The 20,977-nt window shown below is 69.5% G+C and carries 21 protein-coding genes; 9 read left to right on the forward strand and 12 right to left on the reverse strand.

Features of this window, described 5'->3' with window-relative positions; translation table 11 throughout:
* Window positions 1-45: 45 nt before the first annotated feature.
* Window positions 46-1,275 carry an FG-GAP repeat domain-containing protein gene (locus ACT4N7_RS06025; protein WP_444827582.1) on the reverse strand — a complete coding sequence of 410 codons (1,230 nt, stop codon included), beginning with the start codon at window positions 1,273-1,275 and terminating at the stop codon, window positions 46-48.
* Between the two features lie 212 nt (window positions 1,276-1,487).
* On the opposite strand from ACT4N7_RS06025, the gene ACT4N7_RS06030 reads away from it, so the two are divergent.
* On the forward strand, window positions 1,488-1,991 hold the full coding sequence (locus ACT4N7_RS06030) for an ester cyclase (RefSeq protein WP_444827583.1): 504 nt from the start codon (window positions 1,488-1,490) through the stop codon (window positions 1,989-1,991).
* Between the two features lie 28 nt (window positions 1,992-2,019).
* Here ACT4N7_RS06030 and ACT4N7_RS06035 read toward each other — a convergent pair whose 3' ends face one another.
* Window positions 2,020-2,475, reverse strand: coding sequence for a DUF1579 family protein (locus tag ACT4N7_RS06035; RefSeq protein WP_444827584.1), 456 nt, complete (start codon window positions 2,473-2,475; stop codon window positions 2,020-2,022).
* A gap of 144 nt (window positions 2,476-2,619) precedes the next feature.
* Between ACT4N7_RS06035 and ACT4N7_RS06040 the strand changes: the two genes are divergently transcribed.
* A complete protein-coding gene (locus ACT4N7_RS06040) occupies window positions 2,620-4,788 on the forward strand; it encodes an FG-GAP-like repeat-containing protein (RefSeq protein ID WP_444827585.1) in 2,169 nt (722 codons plus the stop codon).
* A 454-nt stretch (window positions 4,789-5,242) separates the two neighbouring features.
* Here the strand turns inward: ACT4N7_RS06040 and ACT4N7_RS06045 are convergent, their stop codons facing one another.
* The 4 genes from ACT4N7_RS06045 to ACT4N7_RS06060 all read right to left on the reverse strand — a co-directional run bounded on the left by ACT4N7_RS06045 (window position 5,243) and on the right by ACT4N7_RS06060 (window position 6,637).
* On the reverse strand, window positions 5,243-5,551 hold the full coding sequence (locus tag ACT4N7_RS06045; RefSeq protein WP_444827586.1) for a hypothetical protein: 309 nt from the start codon (window positions 5,549-5,551) through the stop codon (window positions 5,243-5,245).
* Between the two features lie 40 nt (window positions 5,552-5,591).
* Window positions 5,592-5,897: a hypothetical protein gene (locus tag ACT4N7_RS06050; protein WP_444827587.1), complete on the reverse strand. Its 306-nt coding sequence runs from the start codon at window positions 5,895-5,897 to the stop codon at window positions 5,592-5,594.
* Window positions 5,898-6,095: 198 nt separating this feature from the next.
* Window positions 6,096-6,452 (reverse strand): hypothetical protein, encoded by a 357-nt coding sequence (locus tag ACT4N7_RS06055; protein ID WP_444827588.1) that lies wholly within the window; start codon window positions 6,450-6,452, stop codon window positions 6,096-6,098.
* The gene (locus tag ACT4N7_RS06060; protein ID WP_444827589.1) at window positions 6,449-6,637 is read right to left on the reverse strand and encodes a hypothetical protein; all 189 of its coding nucleotides are present in this window, start codon (window positions 6,635-6,637) and stop codon (window positions 6,449-6,451) included. The genes ACT4N7_RS06055 and ACT4N7_RS06060 overlap by 4 nt, the downstream gene beginning before the upstream one ends.
* Window positions 6,638-6,922: 285 nt before the next feature.
* Here ACT4N7_RS06060 and ACT4N7_RS06065 point away from each other — a divergent pair, with 285 nt between their 5' ends.
* Window positions 6,923-8,278 (forward strand): helix-turn-helix transcriptional regulator, encoded by a 1,356-nt coding sequence (locus ACT4N7_RS06065; protein ID WP_444827590.1) that lies wholly within the window; start codon window positions 6,923-6,925, stop codon window positions 8,276-8,278.
* On the forward strand, window positions 8,278-9,156 hold the full coding sequence (locus ACT4N7_RS06070) for an aminoglycoside phosphotransferase family protein (RefSeq protein WP_444827591.1): 879 nt from the start codon (window positions 8,278-8,280) through the stop codon (window positions 9,154-9,156). The genes ACT4N7_RS06065 and ACT4N7_RS06070 overlap by 1 nt, the downstream gene beginning before the upstream one ends.
* Before the next feature lie 84 nt (window positions 9,157-9,240).
* Here the strand turns inward: ACT4N7_RS06070 and ACT4N7_RS06075 are convergent, their stop codons facing one another.
* From ACT4N7_RS06075 to ACT4N7_RS06100, 6 genes are all read right to left on the reverse strand, one after another.
* Window positions 9,241-10,449, reverse strand: a complete 1,209-nt coding sequence (locus tag ACT4N7_RS06075; RefSeq protein WP_444827592.1) for a cytochrome P450 — start codon at window positions 10,447-10,449, stop codon at window positions 9,241-9,243.
* Between the two features lie 70 nt (window positions 10,450-10,519).
* Window positions 10,520-10,969 (reverse strand): VOC family protein, encoded by a 450-nt coding sequence (locus ACT4N7_RS06080; RefSeq protein ID WP_444827593.1) that lies wholly within the window; start codon window positions 10,967-10,969, stop codon window positions 10,520-10,522.
* A 45-nt stretch (window positions 10,970-11,014) separates the two neighbouring features.
* Window positions 11,015-11,440: an acyl-CoA thioesterase gene (locus ACT4N7_RS06085; RefSeq protein WP_444827594.1), complete on the reverse strand. Its 426-nt coding sequence runs from the start codon at window positions 11,438-11,440 to the stop codon at window positions 11,015-11,017.
* Between the two features lie 11 nt (window positions 11,441-11,451).
* A complete protein-coding gene (locus tag ACT4N7_RS06090) occupies window positions 11,452-12,342 on the reverse strand; it encodes an enediyne biosynthesis protein UnbU (protein ID WP_444827595.1) in 891 nt (296 codons plus the stop codon).
* Window positions 12,343-12,443: 101 nt separating this feature from the next.
* The gene (locus ACT4N7_RS06095; protein WP_444827596.1) at window positions 12,444-13,961 is read right to left on the reverse strand and encodes a vanadium-dependent haloperoxidase; all 1,518 of its coding nucleotides are present in this window, start codon (window positions 13,959-13,961) and stop codon (window positions 12,444-12,446) included.
* Window positions 13,962-14,022: 61 nt separating this feature from the next.
* Complete coding sequence (locus ACT4N7_RS06100; protein WP_444827597.1) at window positions 14,023-14,661, reverse strand: nuclear transport factor 2 family protein; 639 nt, start codon at window positions 14,659-14,661, stop codon at window positions 14,023-14,025.
* A 283-nt stretch (window positions 14,662-14,944) separates the two neighbouring features.
* Here ACT4N7_RS06100 and ACT4N7_RS06105 point away from each other — a divergent pair, with 283 nt between their 5' ends.
* The 5 genes from ACT4N7_RS06105 (at window position 14,945) to ACT4N7_RS06125 (ending at window position 20,708) form a co-directional block, all read left to right on the forward strand.
* The gene (locus ACT4N7_RS06105; RefSeq protein ID WP_444827598.1) at window positions 14,945-16,720 is read left to right on the forward strand and encodes a TolB family protein; all 1,776 of its coding nucleotides are present in this window, start codon (window positions 14,945-14,947) and stop codon (window positions 16,718-16,720) included.
* A 67-nt stretch (window positions 16,721-16,787) separates the two neighbouring features.
* Window positions 16,788-17,615, forward strand: coding sequence for a class I SAM-dependent methyltransferase (locus ACT4N7_RS06110; RefSeq protein WP_444827599.1), 828 nt, complete (start codon window positions 16,788-16,790; stop codon window positions 17,613-17,615).
* Complete coding sequence (locus ACT4N7_RS06115) at window positions 17,612-17,854, forward strand: hypothetical protein (protein WP_444827600.1); 243 nt, start codon at window positions 17,612-17,614, stop codon at window positions 17,852-17,854. Before ACT4N7_RS06110 ends, ACT4N7_RS06115 begins: the two co-directional genes overlap by 4 nt.
* On the forward strand, window positions 17,851-18,822 hold the full coding sequence (locus ACT4N7_RS06120) for a DUF1702 family protein (protein WP_444827601.1): 972 nt from the start codon (window positions 17,851-17,853) through the stop codon (window positions 18,820-18,822). Before ACT4N7_RS06115 ends, ACT4N7_RS06120 begins: the two co-directional genes overlap by 4 nt.
* A 17-nt stretch (window positions 18,823-18,839) precedes the next feature.
* A complete protein-coding gene (locus ACT4N7_RS06125) occupies window positions 18,840-20,708 on the forward strand; it encodes an FG-GAP repeat domain-containing protein (protein WP_444827602.1) in 1,869 nt (622 codons plus the stop codon).
* Window positions 20,709-20,977: the final 269 nt, after the last annotated feature.

Genomic DNA, 20,977 nt, shown 5'->3' on the forward strand with positions numbered 1-20,977 from the left:
CCGCCCCCCCCCCCCCCCCGCGACCGCATTCATGGTGGCCCAAGGCTACGACTGGTTCATCAGCACACCGACCGAGTCGGCCAACGAGTTGGCGGTGAGCAGGTCGGGCTTGCCGTCGCCGTTCACGTCGATCGCCACCAGGGCGGGGGGCCCGTCACCCGCGGGCAGGCTCACCGGCTCGGCGAAGCCGCCCTTTCCGTCGCCCGCCAGGATTGTGACGTCGTCGGAGTCGAAGTTGATGGTCGCCAGGTCGGTGGCTCCGTCGCCGTTGAAATCGACCGCGATGATGTCCGAGGGCGCGTCACCGGCCCGGTAGATCGCGGGCGCGCCGAACTTTCCCGTGCCGTCGCCGAACAGCACGGCGACGGTGTCGGCGTCGTAGTTCGACGTGGCGACGTCGAGTTTGCCGTCGCCGTTGAGGTCCACCACCGCCGCCCCGGCCGCGGTGTCGTCCGCCGGGTACGAGGCAGGCGGCGAGAACCCACCCTGCCCGTTGCCGATCAGCACGGTCACGTCGTCGGAGTTGTAGTTGGCGGTGAGCACGTCGAGCTTGCCGTCACCACTCAGGTCGACCACGGCGATCCGCAGCGCGCCGTCGCCGGACGGGAACTGGATCCGCTGCCCGAAGCCGCCTTTACCGTCACCCGGCAGCACGGTGACCGTGTCGCCGTTGAGGTCCGGCGTGACCAGGTCGAGCAGACCGTCACCGGTCAGGTCGACCGCGACGATCCTGGCGCACCCGTCCCCGGCACCGTACGTGGCCGCCTGGCCGAAGGCACCCGTGCCGTCGCCGATCAGCACCGTGACGTTGTCCGACCCGAGGTTCGCCGTCGCGAGGTCGAGGTTGCCGTCGCCGGTCAGGTCGACCGCGACTATCCCGTTCGGATTGGACCCGGCCGGATACGTTGTGGGAGCGCCGAAACCGCCGCTGCCGTCGCCCAGCAGCACCACGAGGTTGTTCGAGTTGTAGTTCGGCGTCGCGGTGTCGACGGCGCCATCCTTGTTGAAGTCGGCGACGAGGATGTCGGCGGACGCGTCACCTGCCGGGTACGCCAGCACCGCGTCGAACCGGATGGCCCGGTCCGGCGCCGGGGCGGGCGTCGGCGTGTGTCTGGTGGTCGGGGTGGTGGGCGTGGTCGGGCCCGGATTCGGTGCGGGGTCGTGGTTGTGGGTGCAGGCGGAGCAGAGCACCGCACCGACCAGAACGGACCCGGTCAGCCGACCGGAGAACCACCCCGACGCCCTATCACCCGCCGCGCGCGTTGCTCGCAACATCCTTGTGCTCCTTGCCGGGGGAAGCGGTACCCGCGGAAATACGGGCCCGCTCCTGATTTATAGCCACGTGGCGGGGGCGGATTCTTACGCAGGCTTGCCGGTTTCGCGGCGAGTCCGCTGGGCTCCGCCAAGACGCACGCTGCGAGAAGAACGCGCGACCGAAACGGGACTACAACGGTGTTTCGACGACTTTCCCGGCAAAGGAGCAGCCCATGAGCACACGGTCTTTCGGTCGGCAGACGCGCGCGTTCCTCGGTGGCCTACTGGGGTCGGCGTCGGCCGTGTCGGCTGACGAGCGGCGAATCCGGGCGACCCTGGCGCTGCTCTACCGGAGGTTCAACGCGGGCGATCTCGACGCCGCCGCGGCGCTGCTCAGCGCGGACTACGAGGGTCTCGACGTGGCCTCGGGCGAAGTGGTGCGCGGCCGCGCGGGCTGGATCCAGCGGCAGCGGGCGAACCTCGGCCCGCTGCCGGACGCGCGGACCGAGATCGTCCGGCTGTACGTGGCCCGCGACGTCGCCGTCGCCGAAGTCCTCAACCAGGGCACGCACACGCGCCCGTTCCCGCTCCCGGACGGCGGCGAGGTCCCGGCGTCCGGCCGCAAGGTGTCCGCCTACAGCGCCGAGATCTACCGGTTCCGCGACGGGCAGATCGCGCGTGGCACGCTCTACTACGACTTCCTTACTGTCGCCCGCCAACTCGGCCTGGCCCCCTGACACTGTCCACACAGGACGATGTGGTGGCTCACTCCGCTCGACGGTAGGTCGCCTCGACCGCCTGGTAGTCCAGGTCCATGTCCGGCATCACGTTGTCCATGGCCAACCGCAGCCGGGCGCTGTCGGAGGTGTCGACGACCAGGCGCCAGCGGGCGCTGTTCGAGTAGCCGCCCTCCAGCCGGATGACGCCGTGCTCGTCGACCTCGCCCGTCATCTCCATCCACTGTGGACTCTGGTGCCACGAGTCGACCCAGACCGCGCGGACCGTTCCCGGCTCGTCGCCGTTGGTCAGCAGCAGCGCGCCGTCCTGGGGCAGGCCCTCGTCCGCCCAGGTGTAGCTGAAGGTGGCGGCATTTCCTTGTGCGGCAAGGGAAACCGCAGCGACGGCGGCCGTCTCGTGGTACTCCTCGTCCGGCATCATCCGTTTCCGGTTCGTGCCGACCCACGCACCGGCGACTTTGCTCAGGCTCTTCTCGACATCCATGCCCGCGTGACCTCTCCGGGTGCGGCGACCCGCGGCCGCCAGAAGCAGAGAGTAACAGGGCGTGGCAGATCCGCGATCCGGGAGTAGTATGACTTTTAGTCATTGTGTGGGAGGGGACCCCGCCGACCACGAGGAGGCTGTCGGATGACCATCGGTGCGCGTAGCGGGAGCAGATCGGACCGCCCTTGTCGGCTGCGAATAGGGCTGGCCCTGGCGGCCATCGGTGCCGTGGTGGCCGCGGGCGGCTGTACCGGCGACCCGGTGGCCGACCAGGAACAGACCGGTCTGCCCGGCCGCCCCAAGGGCGGTCAGCCCACCTTCCGCGAGGCAACCACCTTCCGGGCCGCGGCCACCCAGGAGGACTCGCCGTCCGGCATCGCCGCCGCCGACCTCAACGGCGACGGCTTCCTCGACCTGGTGACGGCCAACTTCGGCTCCAGCAACGTGTCGGTCATGCTGGGCGGCGCCGAAGGACGGTTCGGCCCCGCGACGCTGTTCGGGGCAGGCAACAAGCCCAACGGCGTGGTCGCCGCCGAACTCACCGGCGACGGCATCCTCGACCTGGCCACGGCCAACCTCAACTCCGACGACGTGTCGGTGCTCGCGGGCGACGGCAAGGGTTCCTTCGCCGCGCCGAGGAACTTCCCGGCGGGCGACGGCGCAATCAGGATCATCGCCGTCGACGTGACCGGCGACGACGTGCTCGACCTCGTCACGCCGCTCTACAACGCCGCCGCCGTCGCGGTGCTGCGCGGCGACGGCAAGGGAACCTTCGGCAAACCGGAGGTCTTCCCCGCGGGCAAGGGCGCGCTGCGCGTCGTCGCGGTGGACCTGACCGGCGACGGGCTGCTCGACCTGGCCACCGCGAACATCGACGACGACTCCGTCTCGATCCTGCGCGGCGACGGCAGGGGCGGGTTCGCCGCGCCGACCTCGTTCAAGGCGGGCGACACCGCCTCCGGCCTCGCCGCGGCGGACCTCACCGGAGACGGCAAGCTCGACCTGATCACCTCGAACTACGACGTCGACACGATGACGCTGCTCACCGGCGACGGCAAGGGCGACTTCAGCACAGCCAAGAGCCTGGCCGACGCGGGCGAGGCGCCGGGCGACATGGTGGTGGCCGACTTCAACATGGACGGCAACCTCGACCTCGGGACGACGGCCGTGGAGGCGGAGGAGGTGACAATCCAGTCCGGTGACGGGCAGGGGAACTTCTCCGACACCGTGCGGATCGCGACCGGCGCGGCGCCGCCCGGCATCATCGCCGCCGACTTCGACGGCGACGGGCGCCCCGACGTGGCGACCTCCAACTCGCTGGACGGCAGCGTCTCCGTGCTGCTGAACACGACGCCGGAGTCGTTGGTACGGCAGGCTCCTGCGGCCGCCACGGCGCACACCTTGATCACCCACGAGGGATCCGACGACGTCGCGGTGATCGATACCGGCAGCAACCGGGTCGTGTCCTCGGTTCGGACCGGGTCGCGCCCGGTCGCGATCGCGCTGAGCCCCAACGGCCGCCGCGCCTACGTGACCAACGAGGGCACCAACAACCTGACCGTGATCGACGTCGGGATCAACACCCGAACCGACTCCAACGTGGCCGCGTTCGGCGGCGCCGCGGTGACCGCGGTGCGCGTCGGCGACCGCCCGAACGGCGTCGCCGTGACGCCGGACGGCAAACAGGTCTACGTGGCCAACGAGTTCTCCGACTCCGTCTCGGTGCTCGACACCGCGACCAACACCGTGGTGGCGACCGTGCCCGCGGGCACCCGGCCGTTCGGCGTGGCCATCGCGGCCAAAGGCACCCGCGCCTACGTGACCAACAACGTGTCCTCGTCGATGACGGTGATCGACACCGCGACGAACACCGTGGTGTCCACTGTGGACGTCGGAAGCAGGCCGTCCGGGGTCGCCGTTTCCCCGGACACCACCAAGGTCTACGTCGCGGGCGTCAGCCGCAACACGGTCACTGTGGTGGACGCCGCGAGCAACCGGGTCTCGGGCACCATCGAGGTCGGCGAGCGCCCCTACGACCTCGCCTTCACCCCCGACGGCAACCGGCTCTACGTCACCGACTGGGGCAGCGACGCGGTGTCGGTGATCGATGTGGGCAGCAACCAGGTGCGAGCCACGATCAAGGTGGGAGACCGGCCCTACCGGGTGGCGTTCACCGGCGACGGCCTGCGGGCCTACGTGACCAACTGGGCCTCCGACGACGTGTCCGTCATCGACGTCAGCGCCGAGAAGGTCGCCGAGACGGTCCGAGTCGGCGACCGGCCGAACGGCGTGGTCGTCACCCGAACCGGCTAGTGCGTTGGCCACGAACGTTCGCCGTGGTCGGCTGGTCAACGACGCGGGACACGGCCTGGACCGCAGCGGCACCAGGGCGGCACGATCAGCTCGGCCTACCAGCGCTTGCCGATCAACGAGGGAGAGCCCGCGCAGCACCCGACCCAACACGCGCTCGTCCCCTTGAGTCCACACCGGACACTCCGCGTCAGGGGCAGGGATGTCGTTGTGCCGCAAGCGATTCGGCGCACTGCTGCCAGTTCCGAGCCCAACAGCGTGCTGACGCCAGGCTGGCGAGGACGGCCACCCATCCGGCAGTCACGGCGATGTATCCGGTTCGAGAGCTGTGCCCCCGATCGGAAGCTGCCGATCTGGGCCGGCTCGCCGGACGGCACGCCGCTGAATCGCCGTGCCCAACTCCACCAGCCGACAACCGAGCCGCCGCTCGCCAGGACCAGCACCGCCAGGCCGAGGCTCACGGCCGCAACTCCGGCTGCCCCGCGCACAACCGCGCGGCCTCGTCGGGCAGCCCGCCATCCCGCACCCGCAGCGCGCAACCCGTGCGCCGGATGTGCAGCACCAAGGACGTCACGACCTGCGGCCGTGGCGACAGGTGCAACGGGTTGAGCGCCACCGCCCCAGCCACGCCCGGCAGGCTCAGCGCATCGAGCAGGCAGCGGAAGCCGACCCGTTCGTCATCGAAGGCGCCGCCGCTGTCGCAGAACACTGCGCCCTCCGCCAGCGTCGTGGCGTATTCCGTCCAGCCACCATCGACGTCGAGCACCGGCCGATGGCCACGCAGCTCTCCATGAATAACGAGGCTCTCACCCGAATTCCCCGCCTTCCGCCCCGTACATCCCCCGTCGATTCTTGGGCCGATTCACCGCGTCCAGCAGCACTGCCGAGCGTGCCCCTTCGACCTCCGACAGCTCCAATCCCGTGATCTTCCCCAGGTACCTGCGGGCCGCGCGTTGCATCTCGTCCACCGATGGCCCCTGACCCCAAATGCAGGTCTGCTTCTTGCTCACCCGGTTGTGCCGAAACAACACCACAACCCCACAGTCCATGCTCAGCAGAATCGCCAACCGCCGCAACGCACTGTTCCGCGCGGTCATCGCCGACGCCGTCACGACCGCACCCCGACCCGCAGCCGCGTGACCCACCAGCACACCAACCGGACGACAAACACACCACCCGCCGACACCACCAGGACGGCTCTCACTGCTGCTCCCGGTCCTTGCGCGCGCCCCACCACACCAACCCGCCGTACAACAACACCACCGGCACCACGAACAGCACCACCATCTGCCAGACATCGCCGGTCGCCATCACGGCGTCCACAACGACGACGCCCGGATCACCAACGACGGCGCACCCGGCTCACCAGGCGCGGGCAACCCCACCAACTCCCGGACAACCTCCACCAGATCCACGCCGTCCCTGAACCACACCACCCCACCGCCGTACTCGTCAGCCACCAGCCGAATCCCCAGCACATGGCGACGATCGAAGACGAACACCGCATCGGTGTACTGCTCCCGGCTGTAACTGGCGGCAATCCCGATCACATCATCGTTATCAGTCATCAGATGAAAGCCCCACCCCGCCTCCCGAATGACGACCAATTCGGCCAACTCCGGGAACCGAGCCACAGCATCAGCCTCAGAGATCACCTCGTGACTCACCGCCGAACCAACCCGACACCGACACTAATCGCAGTCTCGTTCTCGTTGTCCCGCAACGCCTCGACCTCCGCCAAAGCTTGCGCGGCCAACCCGACGAACCGAGCCAGACTTTGCTCGTCGAACGCCAACTCGAAGCTCTCGGACCGATCCCCGAACACAAAATCAACATGCTCCCGCTCAGGCACCATGTACATGATCTCGCAGTCCCGACCGATAGTCACCCACGCGCCAACCCTGAGTGCTGTCCGCACTGTCAACCGCCTCCGAAGTTCCCGATAGCTGCCCTGGATGGCACCCAACGCCGCAAGCTGCCCGCACCACCACCGGGGGAAGGCAAGTGCGTTTGCTTGGGGCGCTGGGTGCCTGAGGTTGAGGGTCGTCGTCGGTGTTGCTCTGCTCCAGAGCATCGTTGTCCCAGTCTTGACGCAGAGGCGCCGCAGAGCGGCGTTGACCAGCGACAATCCGCTACCGTGTCGGTACTGCCCGTTCAGGTGAATGACGAGAGGTCACGAGCTATGTCAGTCAGGCGTACGGCCTTGGCCGCCGCTCGGAAGACTGCGGGCTACAGCCAGGAAGGTCTCGGCGAACGGGTGGGCGTTGAGCGTTCCACGATCGCGCGTTGGGAAGCTGGTGAGACTGCCCCACAACCGTGGCATCGACCGAAGCTGGCCGACGCCTTGGGCATCACACGGGATCAGCTATCGGCAGTGCTCGGCCAGCTATCTGAGGCCCAGCTATCTGAGGCTACGCATGTCGCAACTCGCCGACCAACTGACTATGAGCGCATCGAATCTAATCCAGATGACCTTCAGGCAGTCGCCTCCGATGCCGCCCGCGATTCGCTGCGTTTTGCCGATCGAGCAGCCGAGAACAACATCAACGAACACACGCTTGAACACCTGCGCTGGGAGATCAGCCGTATCGCGGTCGAATACGTTCACACGCCGGTTCGGCTATTGTTCCGCGACCTCGTGGATACCCGCGACGCGATCTTCGACTTGCTCGACAAGCGGCAACGTCCGCGCCACGGTCGCGAGCTGCACTTTCTCGGGGGAACTACCTGCCTGCTGCTCGCCCATGCCTCGCAGAACGTCGGCAACCAACGTGCGGCGCTGGCGCAGCTCCGTGCCGCTTGGACGTGTGCCGACGTCGCGGACCACGACGCGCTGCGGTCATGGTCACGAGGAACTGCGGCCCTGATCAACGAGTGGTCGCTTCGCCAACGTGCGGCTATCGAGCTGACCGAGCAAGGAGCGCAGTTCAACGCCTCGCGAGAGTCACGGTTGCGCTTGGTAGCAATTGAGGCACGGGCGGCAGCTCGCTTGGGTGAGCGCACACGGGCGTTGGATGCCCTGCGGCGGCTTCAGATTATCCAGCAGGCTCCGACCGATCGAGACGACGTCACGGACCTCGGTGGCCTGCTGAGCTTTCCCGAGGCCAAGCAGGCGTATTACATGGGCAGCACCTATGGCCTGCTCAACGAGCACGGCCTGGCCGAAGAGCATGCCCAGGCCGCCGTTACCTCGTACGAGACCGGCTCACCCGCCGAACGCTCCTACGGGGACGAAACGTTGGCCCGGCTCGACATCGTGAATGCGCGCATCGCACGCGGTGACCTGAACGGTGCTGCCGAAGCAGTTGCGCCCGTGCTGACCTTGCCTGTCGATCAACGCATCCGCCAGCTCGATACCGCCATCGGACGAACGCGCGGCGTGCTTGCTCAGTCGCGCTCAGCCGCAAGTCGACAGGGCCGCGATCTGCTTGATGGGCTCCGTCACTTCGACGACGAGACTCGGAGCAACGTACAGGGGTTATCATCTCCGTGATGACGAGCAACCTTGAGGACACGGCTCTGCACGATGCGGCACAAGCCATTGGTCTCAAGACTCACGGAAGCCACCTGCTGTGGCAGCACGCGACAACCGTCTATCTCCTACCAGCCGAACAGGCCATTGCGCGAGTGAGTCAAGGGCAGGCGGCCAAGGAAGCCGTCGAACGCGCGGTTGCGGTTACCCGGTGGCTCGGTACACACGGTTTCCCGGCGGTGGCGCCGCTCGACGTGAATCAGCCGTTCCACTGCGACGAATCCTCCGTGACGTTCTGGCATTACTATCCGCAAGGCGACCGCCCGGTGCCCGAACCATTCCACCTTGGCGATTTGCTCCGTGAATTACATCGACTACCTGTGCCGCCGATTGCGCTGCCAACCTACCGGCCGTTGACAAGATTCGCGATCACCGTTGGCAACAGCTCGGCCCTGTCGGCAGACCAGCGGACTTGGCTGCTTGATGCGGCGGAGACCGTAGTTGCTGCCTACAGCAAGCTCGACTTCTCCCTGGGAGTGGGTCTGATTCACGGCGATGCCTATCCAGGCAACCTACTCTGGGACGGCACTCGCGTGGTACTAGGCGACTGGGATGAAGTAGCCATCGGCCCACGGGAGATAGACTTGGTCAACACCTATCAGGGTGCGCGGTTCGGCCGTACCGCCGAACAACTTGCCGAATTCGGCAAGGCGTACCGTCACGACGTGACTCGCTGGCCTGGCTTCCCAGTCTTGCGTCATATGCGTGACCTGCACACACTCGGGTCGTACATTCTTCGAGCTGATCGAGGTAACGACGACGCCGTCGGCCAACTTCGGCACCGACTAGCCACGCTCCGCCGGGGTGATACGGCGGCACTATGGAAGGCCCGACAGTAGGCAAGAGGTGGCGTGATTGCAATGGGACACAATCGCTGAAAGTTATGCGGTCTGCACCCGACCCGAAACCTCGTTGGAGTGCGTTCAGGTCAGGTTCCGGTTGTGGCCGTTGCGGCGGGCCACAACTGGAACGGACTTGACGCCGAACACGCCGCGCCCGTAGAACTCCAGCGCCGCGTCGGGGCTGATCCGCAGTTCGGAGAACCGGTCGAACAGAACCCGCAACGCGACCCTGGCCTCCATCCTGGCCAGCGGCGCGCCGACGCAGAAGTGCCCGCCGTGGCCGAACGCAATGTGGTTGTTGGGCGTGCGGCGGATGTCGAACCGGTCGGCGTCGGGGAACACGCGCTCGTCGCGGTTGGCGGAGACAATCCACGGCATCACGAAACTGTTGGGCGGCAACGAGATCCCGGCGATCTCGACCTCCGTCGTGGTGACCCGGACGACCTGGGCGAACGGTGAGCGGTAGCGCAGCACCTCCTCGACCGCGCCCGGGATCAGCGCGGGGTCGGCCCGCAGTTCGGCGGCCGCGTCCGGGTACTCGTCCAGGCACAGCATCGCGTTGCCGAGCAGCAGGGTGCTGGTGATGTGCCCGGCCGACAGCAGCAGCGTGCAGAAGTTGACCGCCTCCGCGTCGGTGAGCCGCTCGCCGTCGACCTCGGCGGTGACCAGGTCGGTGATCAGGTCCGACCGCGGGTTCGACCGCCGATCCCTGACGTGCTCACGCAAGTAGTCGCCCAGCTCGCCCATGACGGCCTCGAACCGCACCATCAGCTCAGGGTCGTTGGGGTCGTCCGCGTGGATGCCGAGCAGCCGGTCGGCGCACTCGGCGAAGTAGCCGCGGTCGGCAGCGGGCAGGCCGAGCAGTTCGGCGATCACGGTCACCGGCATCGGGTGGGTCAGCACCTCGGTGAGGTCGAACTCGCCGTCGACGTCGGCGAGCAGCGCCTCGGTCACCTCGACGATCCGACCCTCCAGCCCCGCGACCGTGCGCGGCGTGAACGCCGTGCTCACCAGTTGGCGCAACCTGCGGTGCTCGGGCGGGTCGGTCAGCGTCAGGTTGCCCCTGGCGAGATCGGCCACCGCCGGGTTGACCCGGCTCTGGTCCGAGGAGAAGCGGGCGGCGTCCACGCTCACCTGCTCGACGTCGGCGTAGCGGAACACGTGCCAGACGCCGTAACCGTCCTGCCACAACGGTTCCGCCGCCCGCATCCGGCTCAACCAGGGCAGCAGGACGTGATCGCCCTCCTCCGGGGAGGGGGCCATCAGGTCCGACGACGGTGACTGCGTCATGGCGTACTCCTCGGTGTTCGGCGGTGGCGGGCCGGGTGAGGATCACGGGGCGGTCACCGCGACGGGGTGCCTACTCTTCCGGTGCTCCGGCGGCGCGCAGCGAGATGACGGCGCCTGCCGGGTCCTTGATCACGCAGTAGCGATCGTTGCCCTCGCCCTTCGGGCCCGCGACAACGGAACCGCCGAGTTCGACCACCTTCGCCAGGCTCGCGTCGAGGTCGTCCACCACGACGTGGGCGAGCCACTGCGGGGGCAGGTCGGCGTTGCCGCCCCGGGCGTGGCAGACGCCCGCCTCGAAGGTCCCGCCCGCGCCCATCATGAAATAGTCGTTGTACCCGCCCATGTCGAGCCCCTCCGGCTTCCACCCGACGACGGCGGCGTAGAAGTCGCGAACCCCGTCGGCGTCGGCGACGGTGAGGTCGAACCCGACCACTTTGCCGACGGGCTTGGTTCCAGGGTTGGTCACGGTGCCGATCTCCCACTCTCCCGCCAGGGCCACCCGGCGGGTACGGTCCCCCACTGACTAATGACAATTAGTCATAATGCCCCATGGGCCTGCGGACCGCTAGTTCGGGATGGCGGTGGCGAACCTGGCCAGCGCGGCGGACAGCTCGGCGGGCAGGTCCATCGGCACCGCACCGTCCGGGGTCCGACGCAGACAGGCCACCGACTGCGTGCCCCTGGCAACGCGTTCGCCAGCCCGGCGGAAGTCGAAGTCCATGGACAGCCGGTGTCCCCCGCGCGTGGCCAGCCGCATCACGACTTCCACCTCGTCCAGCGCGAAGCACTCCGCGTAGTAGTCCAGCTGGCACGACACGGTGACCAGCGCGATCTCGCCCGCCCGCAGGGCGGCCAGCACCCCCGGTGCGTGGTCGGCGAGGAACAGCTCCCGGCAATGGCCCTGCCAGCGCACGAAGTGTACAAAGTAGACATTGCCGACCAGGTTGGTCTCGTCCAGCGTGACCACGTGGCGATACCGGTAGCTCAGCACTCGACCGCTCCTCAACGACCACGCGGCGCCGCGTGCCGGTTCGCCAAGGCCAGCCCGAGCCCCCGCAGCGCGCAGGTGATGACGAGAGCGAAGAAGAACCCGAACACCACGCCCGCGGACACCAGCACGCCGTAGACCGCGGCCGTGGTCAGCCCGAAGAGCACCTGGCGGCAGGGCGCGGTCGGGGTGCTCCCGGGGTCGGTGATCATGTAGTTGGTGAAGATCACGAAGGCCAGCCCGGTCATCGGCACCAGCGCGGGGACCAGCGCGTGGTCCAGCAGCGCCCAGCGCACCACGGCCTGCCCGGCGAAGCCCAGCACCCAGCCCGCGATCAGCGGCGCCTTCCCGGTAAGGCCGACGTTGAGCATGGTGCCCGCTGCCATGATCGCCAACGGCAGCAACCAGTCCAGCGCGCCCCCGGTGTTGTTCGTGAAGTGGTACGGCGGCGCGATCCCGACCCACGGGAAGAGTACGAGGGTGAGCGCGATCCCCGCGTTGGACGGGTTGAGGAAGTGCCTCGGCCTGCCGTGCACCCGGATGCGGAGCACATACTTGCTGCACACGCCCACGGTCACCGCGAACAGGTAGGGCCATAGGGAAGTGTTGCCGTACAACAGCATCGCGGTCGCAAGCCCGCCGATGTGGCTGGGGAGCAGGAAATTGGCCATCGGCAGCAGACCGCCCGCGTAGGCCGGTGTGCGTCCGCACACGCGCGCGTCGACGGTCTCCATGAGCAGGTCGACGCAGTACGCGGCCAGCACGACCACTATCGGCGTGACGGGCGACTGCTCGAACCCGAGCAGCAGGTGCCCCAGCACGGTGAACGCGGTGATCGACATCGCGAACCGGCGCAGCGCCTTGATTCTGCGGTCCGGCGGGCTGTCGACCCGGTGAGTTGTCATTGCCACTGCCACCGTTCAGTCGGTGCCGGGCGCGCCCGGCGGGTGGATCGGGACACCGGCGGTGCCGTGCAACGGCCCGAACCGTTGCACGGCACCGGTTCTCAGATCGTCACCGACGTTCCGTCGAACCTGGTGACGCTGAACCAATGCGTCTCGTTGAACCAGGGCTTCTGCTCGCGGAGCAGTTCGATGGCCAGGTGCTCGCCGAGCGTCGCCGACTCGGTGAAGTCGGTGCGCCAGTGCACACCCGCCATGTTCCGGCCGACCGCGATGTTCGCGGCGAGCTTGGTCAGCTCGCCGCCGACGGTCAGCGCGTCGCCACCCCGGTAGGGGACCAGTTCCGTGCCCTGGTCGTTGGCCCGCACGGGATCGGGCACGAGCGCCGTCTCGTCGTACCACGCCTTGAGGATCGTCGCGCACGCCGCGGCGGCGGTGGCGTGCCCCGCGCCGTACGCGGGGTGCATCGGCGAGCCCTCGGGAAACGCCTGGGGCAGCAGGTACGAACCCCACTTGTCATGCGTCCTGGTCACCGCGTCGCTGTTGAGGATCTGCTGGTCGATGAACTCGTGCGACCGCCGTCCGGTGATGTGGTTGTGCACCAGGCCGCTGAACGCCTCCGGCCGGGATCTGCGGTGCACGAACCACTTCTGGAACCACACCGCGCGCAGCGCCCGGTTGGCCACCTCGGTCACCAGCGCCAGCAGGTGCGAGGTGCCGAAGTCCGAGAAGCCCTCCTGGGTCTTGGACCAGCGGTACGGGTTGCCCGCGTCGGTGGGGACCCCGGCGTAGGACAGGATGAGGCCCGCGTTGAAGAACGCCTGCGCGGGCGTCGGTCCGGCGTCGAAGTGCACCCAGTGCGCCAGGTCTCGCGGCGTGGCCAGGTACCGGGTGTTGACCCGGTCCCGGTCGCCGTCGGCGAGCGTGCGGTTCCAGCCGCGCTGGACCCGCAGCCAGGTGTCGTAGGTGGTCATGTAGTCGCGGTCGGGCGCCACCGTGTCCTGGCGCTGCGGGCTGCGGTAGGTGCCGAACTGGATGTCCTTCCACAGGAACTGGGACAGGTACGGGCCGCGCCGGTCGCCGGGGGTGTCGCCGCGGAACAGGAAATCCGGCTCGACCCGGCCCGCCCGCTTGTACGCGCGGTAGTCGGTGAGCCGGTTCAGGTCGGCGACCGCCGCCGCGGCGAGGTCGCTCTCCGCGAGCCGGGCGAACGGCACGTCCCGGCACAGCGCCATCCAGTACAGCTCGCACGCCTCGGCGGACAGCCGCGGGCTGTCCATCCGCGGCGCGGGCGGCATCGTCAGCAACCTGCTGTCGGGCCCGACCGCCTCGTGCACCAGCCCCGCCTGCGGGTTGACGTACTTGCGGCCGCCGACGGTGGTGTCGAGCGGGATCCGCTCGAACTCGTCGTTGGCCCCGCTGGCCAGCGCCCGCAGCAGTTGCCGGTACGCCTGCCGGTCGACCTCGCCGAACTCGTTGTGCGGCAAGCCTTTGGTGAAGTTTCCCAGGTAGTCGGGATAGGTGTTCTCCTCACCGTTGTTGACGTGGCCCACCGACGTCGCGGTGGCAGCGGCCGCCTCCGCCGAGGGCTTCTTGATCCCTCGTTCCATGCTGAAGCTCATCTTCGGGTCCCCTCTTCGAGTCCGAGCAGGGTTCCCGCCGGACGCGTTGACCGCATGGTGCTCAGTCGCGCTGCACGGGCGCCGAGTTGCCCTGACCGTCGATCACCACGCGGCTGATGCCGTCCTCGGTCACCACCCGGGCACCCGGGATGACGTTGCCGTTCGCGTCGATCGGCTGCGACGAGGCGTTCACCCGGAACCGCGGGCCCGCCTCGGACATGTGCCAGTGCGTCCACTTCCAGCCCGCCGCGGTCTTCGCCGCGAGCGCGCTCGACCGCAGCGGCTGGTGCTCCTTGGTGCCGTCCGGCCGGGAGATGACGACGTCGCCCTCCTCGTTGATGAGGCCGAGGGTGGAGTTGGCGACGACCCGGTTGGCGGTGATGCTCTTGATCTGGGTCTGCCCGCCGCTCGGGAACAGCGTCCGCAGGTACTCGCCCATCCTGGCCTTGTCCCGGATCGTCACCGGGCGGCCGTTCGCCGCGATCAGCTCGTAGGTGCTGAAGTTGTCGGCCAGGGTGTTGACGATGGCGTCGACATCGCCCCTGGCGTAAAGCGCCTGCAGGTCGGCCAGAAAGCCCCTGACCTCGCCTTCGGCACCCGCGTCGCGCTGGAACACCGCGTCGTCGCCCGCGCCGGAGTCCGCGAAGACTCCCCGCATGAAGTCCCCGACATTCTGGCCGAAATCCTGTACCTCGCTCATTGCTGCCGCTCCCGTCAGAAGAATGCGAACCTTGCGAACCGCGGGCGCCTGTGCCGCGCTGCACACCGTTCTATCCGGCTGGAGCACGGCAGAACTTCTTCCGGTTTGCCTTGCGGACCAACGGTTCCACACCGGGCGCGACCCGCGGACCACGGCCGTCGGAATACCGGGATCTTGCTGCCGTTTTACGGCCTATTGGCCGCAAGGCACGAGAAGACCACCCCGGTTTCCCGCTTTATCGTGCTGAATGGAAATCCCCACCGGCGCGGCATGAGGAGCGGCAATGAGCGAGCCAGCGGGCTGGTCTCCTCGACAATCCCCGGAATCCCCCCGGACATTTCGGCTGCGGGCCGTCGCCGACGATCGGTTCGGTTCCGGCGACGGCGCCGTGTCCCCCGACGGCCGGTATTTCGTGGCCTCGTCCCGGCGCGGGGGCTCGTGCAATCTGTGGTTCTACGACCTGGTGCGCGAGCAGTGGCACCAGGGCACCCGCGGCCCCGGGGACGACATCGAGGCGCAGTGGTCGCCCGACGCGTCCTGCCTGGCGTTCACCTCCACGCGCGGCGGGCGCAAGGCGATCTGGCTCTACCGGCTGCGCGACGGCCGCATCAGCAGGCTCACCGACGGCGACGCCGAGGACGAGTACCCGCACTGGTCGCCAGACGGCCGGACGATCGTCTACACCGGTGGCGCGTGGGGAAAGCGGCACTTCTACGTCGTCGCGGCCGCGGGCGGCACGCCGCGCGCGGTGACCAGGGTGCCGGGTCGGGCGGGCGCGTGCTCGTTCGTCCCGGACGGCAGCGGCATCATCGGCCACTCCTACGACACGGGCGCGGGCGCGATCTCCGTGCGATCGCTGGACGGGTCCACCTCGGTGCAGGTCAGCGACGGCAGCGCGTGGGACTACAAACCCACCGTGTGCGGCGCCCACCCCGTGGCCGCGTTCTCGCGCAGCTTCGAGGGCCGGTCGGTCATCTGGCTGCAGCGACTCGACACCGGCGTCGGGCGGGCCCTGGTGACCCGGTCCGCGGACGACCGCTGGCCGAACTGGACCGCCGACGGGCAGTCGCTGTTCTTCCACCGCCTGGTCGACCAGGGCGTCGCGATCTGCGTGCTGGACCGGGAATCCGGTGCGGTGCGGGAGGTCGTGCCCGCGGCCGAGCAGCCGCGGTACGCGTCGTTCGACCCGGCGGCCGAGCGCATCGTCTACGCGGCCGAGGAAGCCGGCCGGTCGACGCTGCGAATCCGCGAGCTCGCCACCGGGGCGACCACGGTGCTCCCGGTCCGCGAGGCGGCGTTCCCGCAGTGGTCGCCGGACGGGCGGACGATCGCGTTCGCGCGCCGCGACGCCGCGCACCCCCGCTGGGAGATCGCGACGCACGCGCTCGACACCGGGGAGACGACCGTCTGGACTCGTGAACTTCCCTGGCTCAAAGGGATGCACGCGCCACTGGACTGGTCGCCGGACGGCACCCGGCTGGTGTTCAAGTCCGACACCGAGCCGTTCGAGGCCGACCTGTGCGTGCTGGACCTGCGCACCGGCGCGGTCGACAAGCTCACCGACGACCCGTGGTGGGACGAGGCGCCGTCGTGGAGCCCGGACGGGGCCAGCGTCGTGTTCATGTCCACCCGCGGCGGGGACTGGACGTGGGGCTTCTACCGCAAGCACCTGGACACCGGCGAGATCGAGACGGTCGCCGGGCCGGACTACGTGGAGCGCAACAACCCCCGGCTGCTGTCCGACGGCACCCTGGTGAGCACGCTCGTCGCGTCCACTGTGGAGGAACTGCACGAGCAACTGCCGAACGGGCGCAGCCGGGGGTACGCCGCGGTGCGGCCGGGCGTGCGGTACCCGGTGCCCTCCGCCGACGGTCGCCTGCTGGTGTTCACCAGGACACATAGGACAGTCGAGTACTGGCTCGCGCAGGACATCTGGGCGGCCGACTCGCCGGTCGCGGACCTGGTGCGCGACACCGCCGGGGAACCGGCGCGGGCCATGCCGTCGCCCCGACCGGCCATGGGCCCCGTGCGGAGCCCGGTCGACACCCGCCGCAGATGAAAGATGTGATCTTCGCCCGGTCGGGCGAGTCATCGAAAAACCTCTGCCAGACAAGGGAAGTACGCGCATGCCCGGGACGAACAACAGCGAGAAGAACCGGATCTACGACACGGCTGCCGGCGCGCTGTGGCACCTCGCCGTCTACGAGCCGGTGCACGGTGGGCGCGAGTTCACCAACATGGCTGGGGCGGCGCTGCTGGACTTCATCGGCAGCCGGTTCCGCCTCGGCCAGGACGACCACGTGCTGGAGCTGTGCTCGGGCACCGGCGAGGTGTGCCGGTACCTGGCCGCCCGGAGTCGCTGCACGGTCACCGGGATCGAGCTGAACTCCGCGCAACTGCGGCACGCCCGGCTCAAACACCACCGGCTCCCGCCGGACGTGCGCGGCCGCATCCGCTACGTGCAGGCGGATGTGACCACCTGGCAGCCCGACCGGGCCTACGACCTGGTCATCGCGATCGACTCGCTGGCGTTGCTGCCCGAGCCGGGCCACGCGCTCGCGATCGCCCACGCGGCACTGGCCCCCGGCGGCAGCCTCGCGTTCGCCGACATCCTCGGCGGGCCCACGCTGACCGAGCGGGTGCGGACGCGGACCTGGGACTACGACGGCATTCGGCCGCTCCCCGCGCCGCCGGAGACCGCGGCGATGCTCACCGGACTCGGCTTCACCGACGTCGCCTACACCGACATCTCCGACGCCGCGGTCGACTGCTTCCGTGCCATTTCCGGCGCGCTCACGCTCAACCGCCGCGCGATCGAATCGGTGTGCGACCACGGGGAATACGCGCACTGGCGCGAGTCGACCGAGTTCTACGTCGACAGTTTCGCGAGCGGACAGCTCACCTATTGGCGGTACACCGCCGAGAAACCCGATAGCGAAGGGGAAATCCGATGAACATCCGTCGTGAGCCCGTGCTCGTGCAGACCGCGCTCCTTGCCGCGATCAACCTGGTGATCGCCTTCGGCATCCTCGACCTGAGCGCCGCGCAGCAGGGCGCGCTCACCGCCGTGCTGGCCGCCGTCCTCGGCTTGATCACCCGGCGCCTGGTCACCCCGCTGAACGACCCGAAGGACGCCTACCTCCGCCAACTCGCGGCCGTCGAGCGGGCCAGGGCGGACGAGGCGGACAAGTGACGGGGGCGCACCGCGGATCGGCCCCTCTGCGGCTGCTGCCCCCGCTGCCGAACCGACTGGTCGACTTCGAGCGCCGCGGCTTCCGGCACGCCGACGAGCACGCCCGGACCGTGTTGGAGCGTCGGGCGCGTTCTTTCCTGTGCGGCTACGAGACGCTGCGCCAGCAGGGCTGCCTGCGAACCGGCGCGGTGCTCGACCTGCTGGCCCCGGTCGACCGGGGTTTCGGCTACGAGGGCGCGGCGTTCGCCGCGGCGGCGGCCGACCTGCTCCGGCCGCGGGCGCGCCTGCGCGGCAGGCCGCGCGTGTCGCACCTGGCCAGGCTGCTCGCCTCGGCGGGCGACCGGTTCCCCCACCTCCTGCACGTCGGTGCGGGCTGGGTGGGGCTGGCCGCGTCGCCGACGCTGGTGGTGGGCAAAGCGCCGCTCGACCCGCTGTTGCGCTGGCTCGCGGTCGACGGCGCGGGCTTCGCGCGCGCCTTCCTGCGCGGACAGCGCTGGATCGACCGATTCGCCGCCTCCCCACACTCGGCGGACCCGGTCCGCGCCGTGCTGTACCAGGGAGTCGGGCGCGCGCTGTGGTTCGTCGAGTGCGCCGACGCCGACGCGATCGCGGCGCGCATCGAGTCCTTCCCGGCCCCCGCGGCACCGGAACTGTGGGCCGGAGTCGGGCTGGCGGTCTGCTACGCGGGCGGGGCGGGCGAGCAGTCCCTCGCCCGGCTGACGCGGATCACCGGACCCGACCGGCACGCGCTCGCGCAGGGCGCGGCGTTCGCCGCGCGCGCCCGGCAGACCGGCGGACACGTGCCGGAGCACACCAGGACCGGCGTCGGCGCGCTCGCGGGCGTCACCGTCGAGGCCGCCGCCGACTGGACCCGGGCGGCTGGGCAGGCACCGCCCGAACTGGAGGGCACCGTCCGAAACTACCGGCTCTGGCAACGGCGAATCCGCGAGACCGCCCGCACGCACTGACAAGCACTGGAGACCCGATGAAACCCGCCCCCCTCCGCCGCGGCGCGCCGATCACGCTCGCCCTGACCCTCGCCACGGCGACCGGGTTCGCCACCGCTCGACCGTCCATTTCGGACGCCGAAGCGGCGAGCATGGCCGCGCGCTTCGGTTTCGCCACCACGGCGCTCAACGCGGCCCCGGCCGACGCGAGGTCGCTACGCCCGGTCGCGCCCGGCTACGAGCACATCCGCTCGTGGATCTCCGCGGTCGGCGCGGCGGTCGCGCTGACCGACCTCGACCGCAACGGCCGCTCCGACGACGTGTGCCTGGTCGACCCGCGCGACGACTCGGTCCGGGTCGGCCCGGTTCCCGGTACCGGCGACCGGTACCGGCCCGTCACGCTCACCCCGGAGCGGGACTACGACGCCACCATGGCCCCGATGGGCTGCGTGCCCGCCGACCTCGACACCGACGGCGACACCGACTTCATCGTCTACTACTGGGGCCGCTCGCCGGTCCAGTTCCTCAACCAGGGCAGCGGTTTCCGCTCGCACGAGCTGATCCAGCCGCGGCAGGTGTGGAACTCGACGGCGCTCGGCCTCGGCGACATCGACGGCGACGGCGAACTCGACGTGTTGGTGGGCAACTACTTCCCGGACGACGCCCGGGTGCTCGACCCGACCGCGGGCCCCGACCGGATCCAGATGCAGGACAGCATGGGCCTGGCCCGCAACGGCGGCACCGACCGGCTGCTGCTGTCGCGCCCGGCGGGCGGCGACCGGCCCCCGGTGTGGACCGACGTGAGCGACGCCCTGCCCGCGGCCGTCGCCTCGGCGTGGACGCTGGCCATCGGCCTGCAGGACCTCACCGGCGACCTGCTCCCCGAGATCTACGCGGCAGCCGACTTCGGACCGGACCACTTGCTGGTCAACCGCTCCACGCCCGGCCGCGTCACGCTGGAGCCGGTGACCGGCGCCCGCGACTGGACCTCGCCGCGGTCGACGGTGCTCGGCCGGGACTCGTTCAAGGGCATGGGTGTCGCGTTCACCTACGTCGACGGGCAACGGCTGCCGATGATCATGGTCAGCAACATCACCAGCGAATGGGCGTTGCAGGAGAGCAACTTCGCGTTCGTGCCGACCGGCGACGGCGCCGAACTACTCGCGGGCGAGGTGCCGTTCACCGACCGGAGTGAGGAGCTCGGCCTGGCTCGCAGCGGATGGAGCTGGGATGTCAAGGCAACCGACTTCGACGGCGACGGCACCGACGAGTTGTTGCAGACGACCGGATTCCTCAAGGGCGAGCGGTGGCGGTGGCCGCTGCTGCACGAACTCGCGCTCGGCAACGACCAACTCGTCCGGTATCCGGGGGCGTGGCCGAAGTTCGGCCCCGGCGACGACCTGTCCGGCCACGAGCACGACCCGCTGTGGGTGCGCACCGCGTCGGGCCGCTACACGGATCTGGCGCCGCGGCTCGGCTTGGCCGCGCCGGACAACAGCCGCGGGATCGCCATCGGCGACGTCGACGCAGACGGGCGACCGGACGCGGCGATGGCGATGCAGTGGGAGGACTCGAAACTGCTGGTCAACACCGCGCCGACAACAGTGGGGCGAACCGTGCTCACGCTCGTGCGGCCGGGCTCGACCGGCGCGGGCCGCCCGGCCATCGGTGCCGTGGTGACCGCGACCCCGCCGGACCGGGCCGCGCTGCGGGCGCAGCTCTACCCGGCGAACGGCCACGCGGGCGTGTCGTCGGCGGAGCTGTTCTTCGGCACCGGCACCGCGCTCCCGAGCCGGTTCACGGTGCGCTGGATGACCCAGGCCGGTCCCCGCGAGGCGGGCATCGACCTCGCGCCGGGTCGGCACACCGTGCTGCTGAACGACGACGGCACGATCGGCGCGGGCTAGGCGGTGGGTCGTGGCGCACGACCTAACCGAATACCCGCATTCCGCGTGAATAGGCACCGAGAATCGCCAATGGAAAGCCGTACAAAGGGGAACTCCGGCGTGCCTCGACGTGCAGCACACGCCACGACGCCCGCGGTGGGCGCAACCACCGCGGGCGACGACGGCCCCCCTGCGCACGCCCGGCTGGGGCGACGGTGGACCAGGTAGCCCGGCCCCCGTCGGCGAGGACGCGGCCTGCCACCCCCCCGGCCATGACGCCGTTCACGTGT

Source organism: Actinokineospora sp., from assembly GCF_052390155.1.
Classification (GTDB): domain Bacteria; phylum Actinomycetota; class Actinomycetes; order Mycobacteriales; family Pseudonocardiaceae; genus Actinokineospora.

Coding starts and splice junctions, on each gene's coding strand:
- ACT4N7_RS06110 (WP_444827599.1), top strand. CDS start 16,788: ATGCCCGGGACGAACAACAGCGAGAAGAACCGGATCTACGACACGGCT.
- ACT4N7_RS06125 (WP_444827602.1), top strand. CDS start 18,840: ATGAAACCCGCCCCCCTCCGCCGCGGCGCGCCGATCACGCTCGCCCTG.
- ACT4N7_RS06070 (WP_444827591.1), top strand. CDS start 8,278: ATGACGAGCAACCTTGAGGACACGGCTCTGCACGATGCGGCACAAGCC.
- ACT4N7_RS06025 (WP_444827582.1), bottom strand. CDS start 1,275: ATGTTGCGAGCAACGCGCGCGGCGGGTGATAGGGCGTCGGGGTGGTTC.
- ACT4N7_RS06040 (WP_444827585.1), top strand. CDS start 2,620: ATGACCATCGGTGCGCGTAGCGGGAGCAGATCGGACCGCCCTTGTCGG.
- ACT4N7_RS06105 (WP_444827598.1), top strand. CDS start 14,945: ATGAGCGAGCCAGCGGGCTGGTCTCCTCGACAATCCCCGGAATCCCCC.
- ACT4N7_RS06100 (WP_444827597.1), bottom strand. CDS start 14,661: ATGAGCGAGGTACAGGATTTCGGCCAGAATGTCGGGGACTTCATGCGG.
- ACT4N7_RS06030 (WP_444827583.1), top strand. CDS start 1,488: ATGAGCACACGGTCTTTCGGTCGGCAGACGCGCGCGTTCCTCGGTGGC.
- ACT4N7_RS06090 (WP_444827595.1), bottom strand. CDS start 12,342: ATGACAACTCACCGGGTCGACAGCCCGCCGGACCGCAGAATCAAGGCG.
- ACT4N7_RS06115 (WP_444827600.1), top strand. CDS start 17,612: ATGAACATCCGTCGTGAGCCCGTGCTCGTGCAGACCGCGCTCCTTGCC.
- ACT4N7_RS06075 (WP_444827592.1), bottom strand. CDS start 10,449: ATGACGCAGTCACCGTCGTCGGACCTGATGGCCCCCTCCCCGGAGGAG.
- ACT4N7_RS06035 (WP_444827584.1), bottom strand. CDS start 2,475: ATGGATGTCGAGAAGAGCCTGAGCAAAGTCGCCGGTGCGTGGGTCGGC.
- ACT4N7_RS06095 (WP_444827596.1), bottom strand. CDS start 13,961: ATGAGCTTCAGCATGGAACGAGGGATCAAGAAGCCCTCGGCGGAGGCG.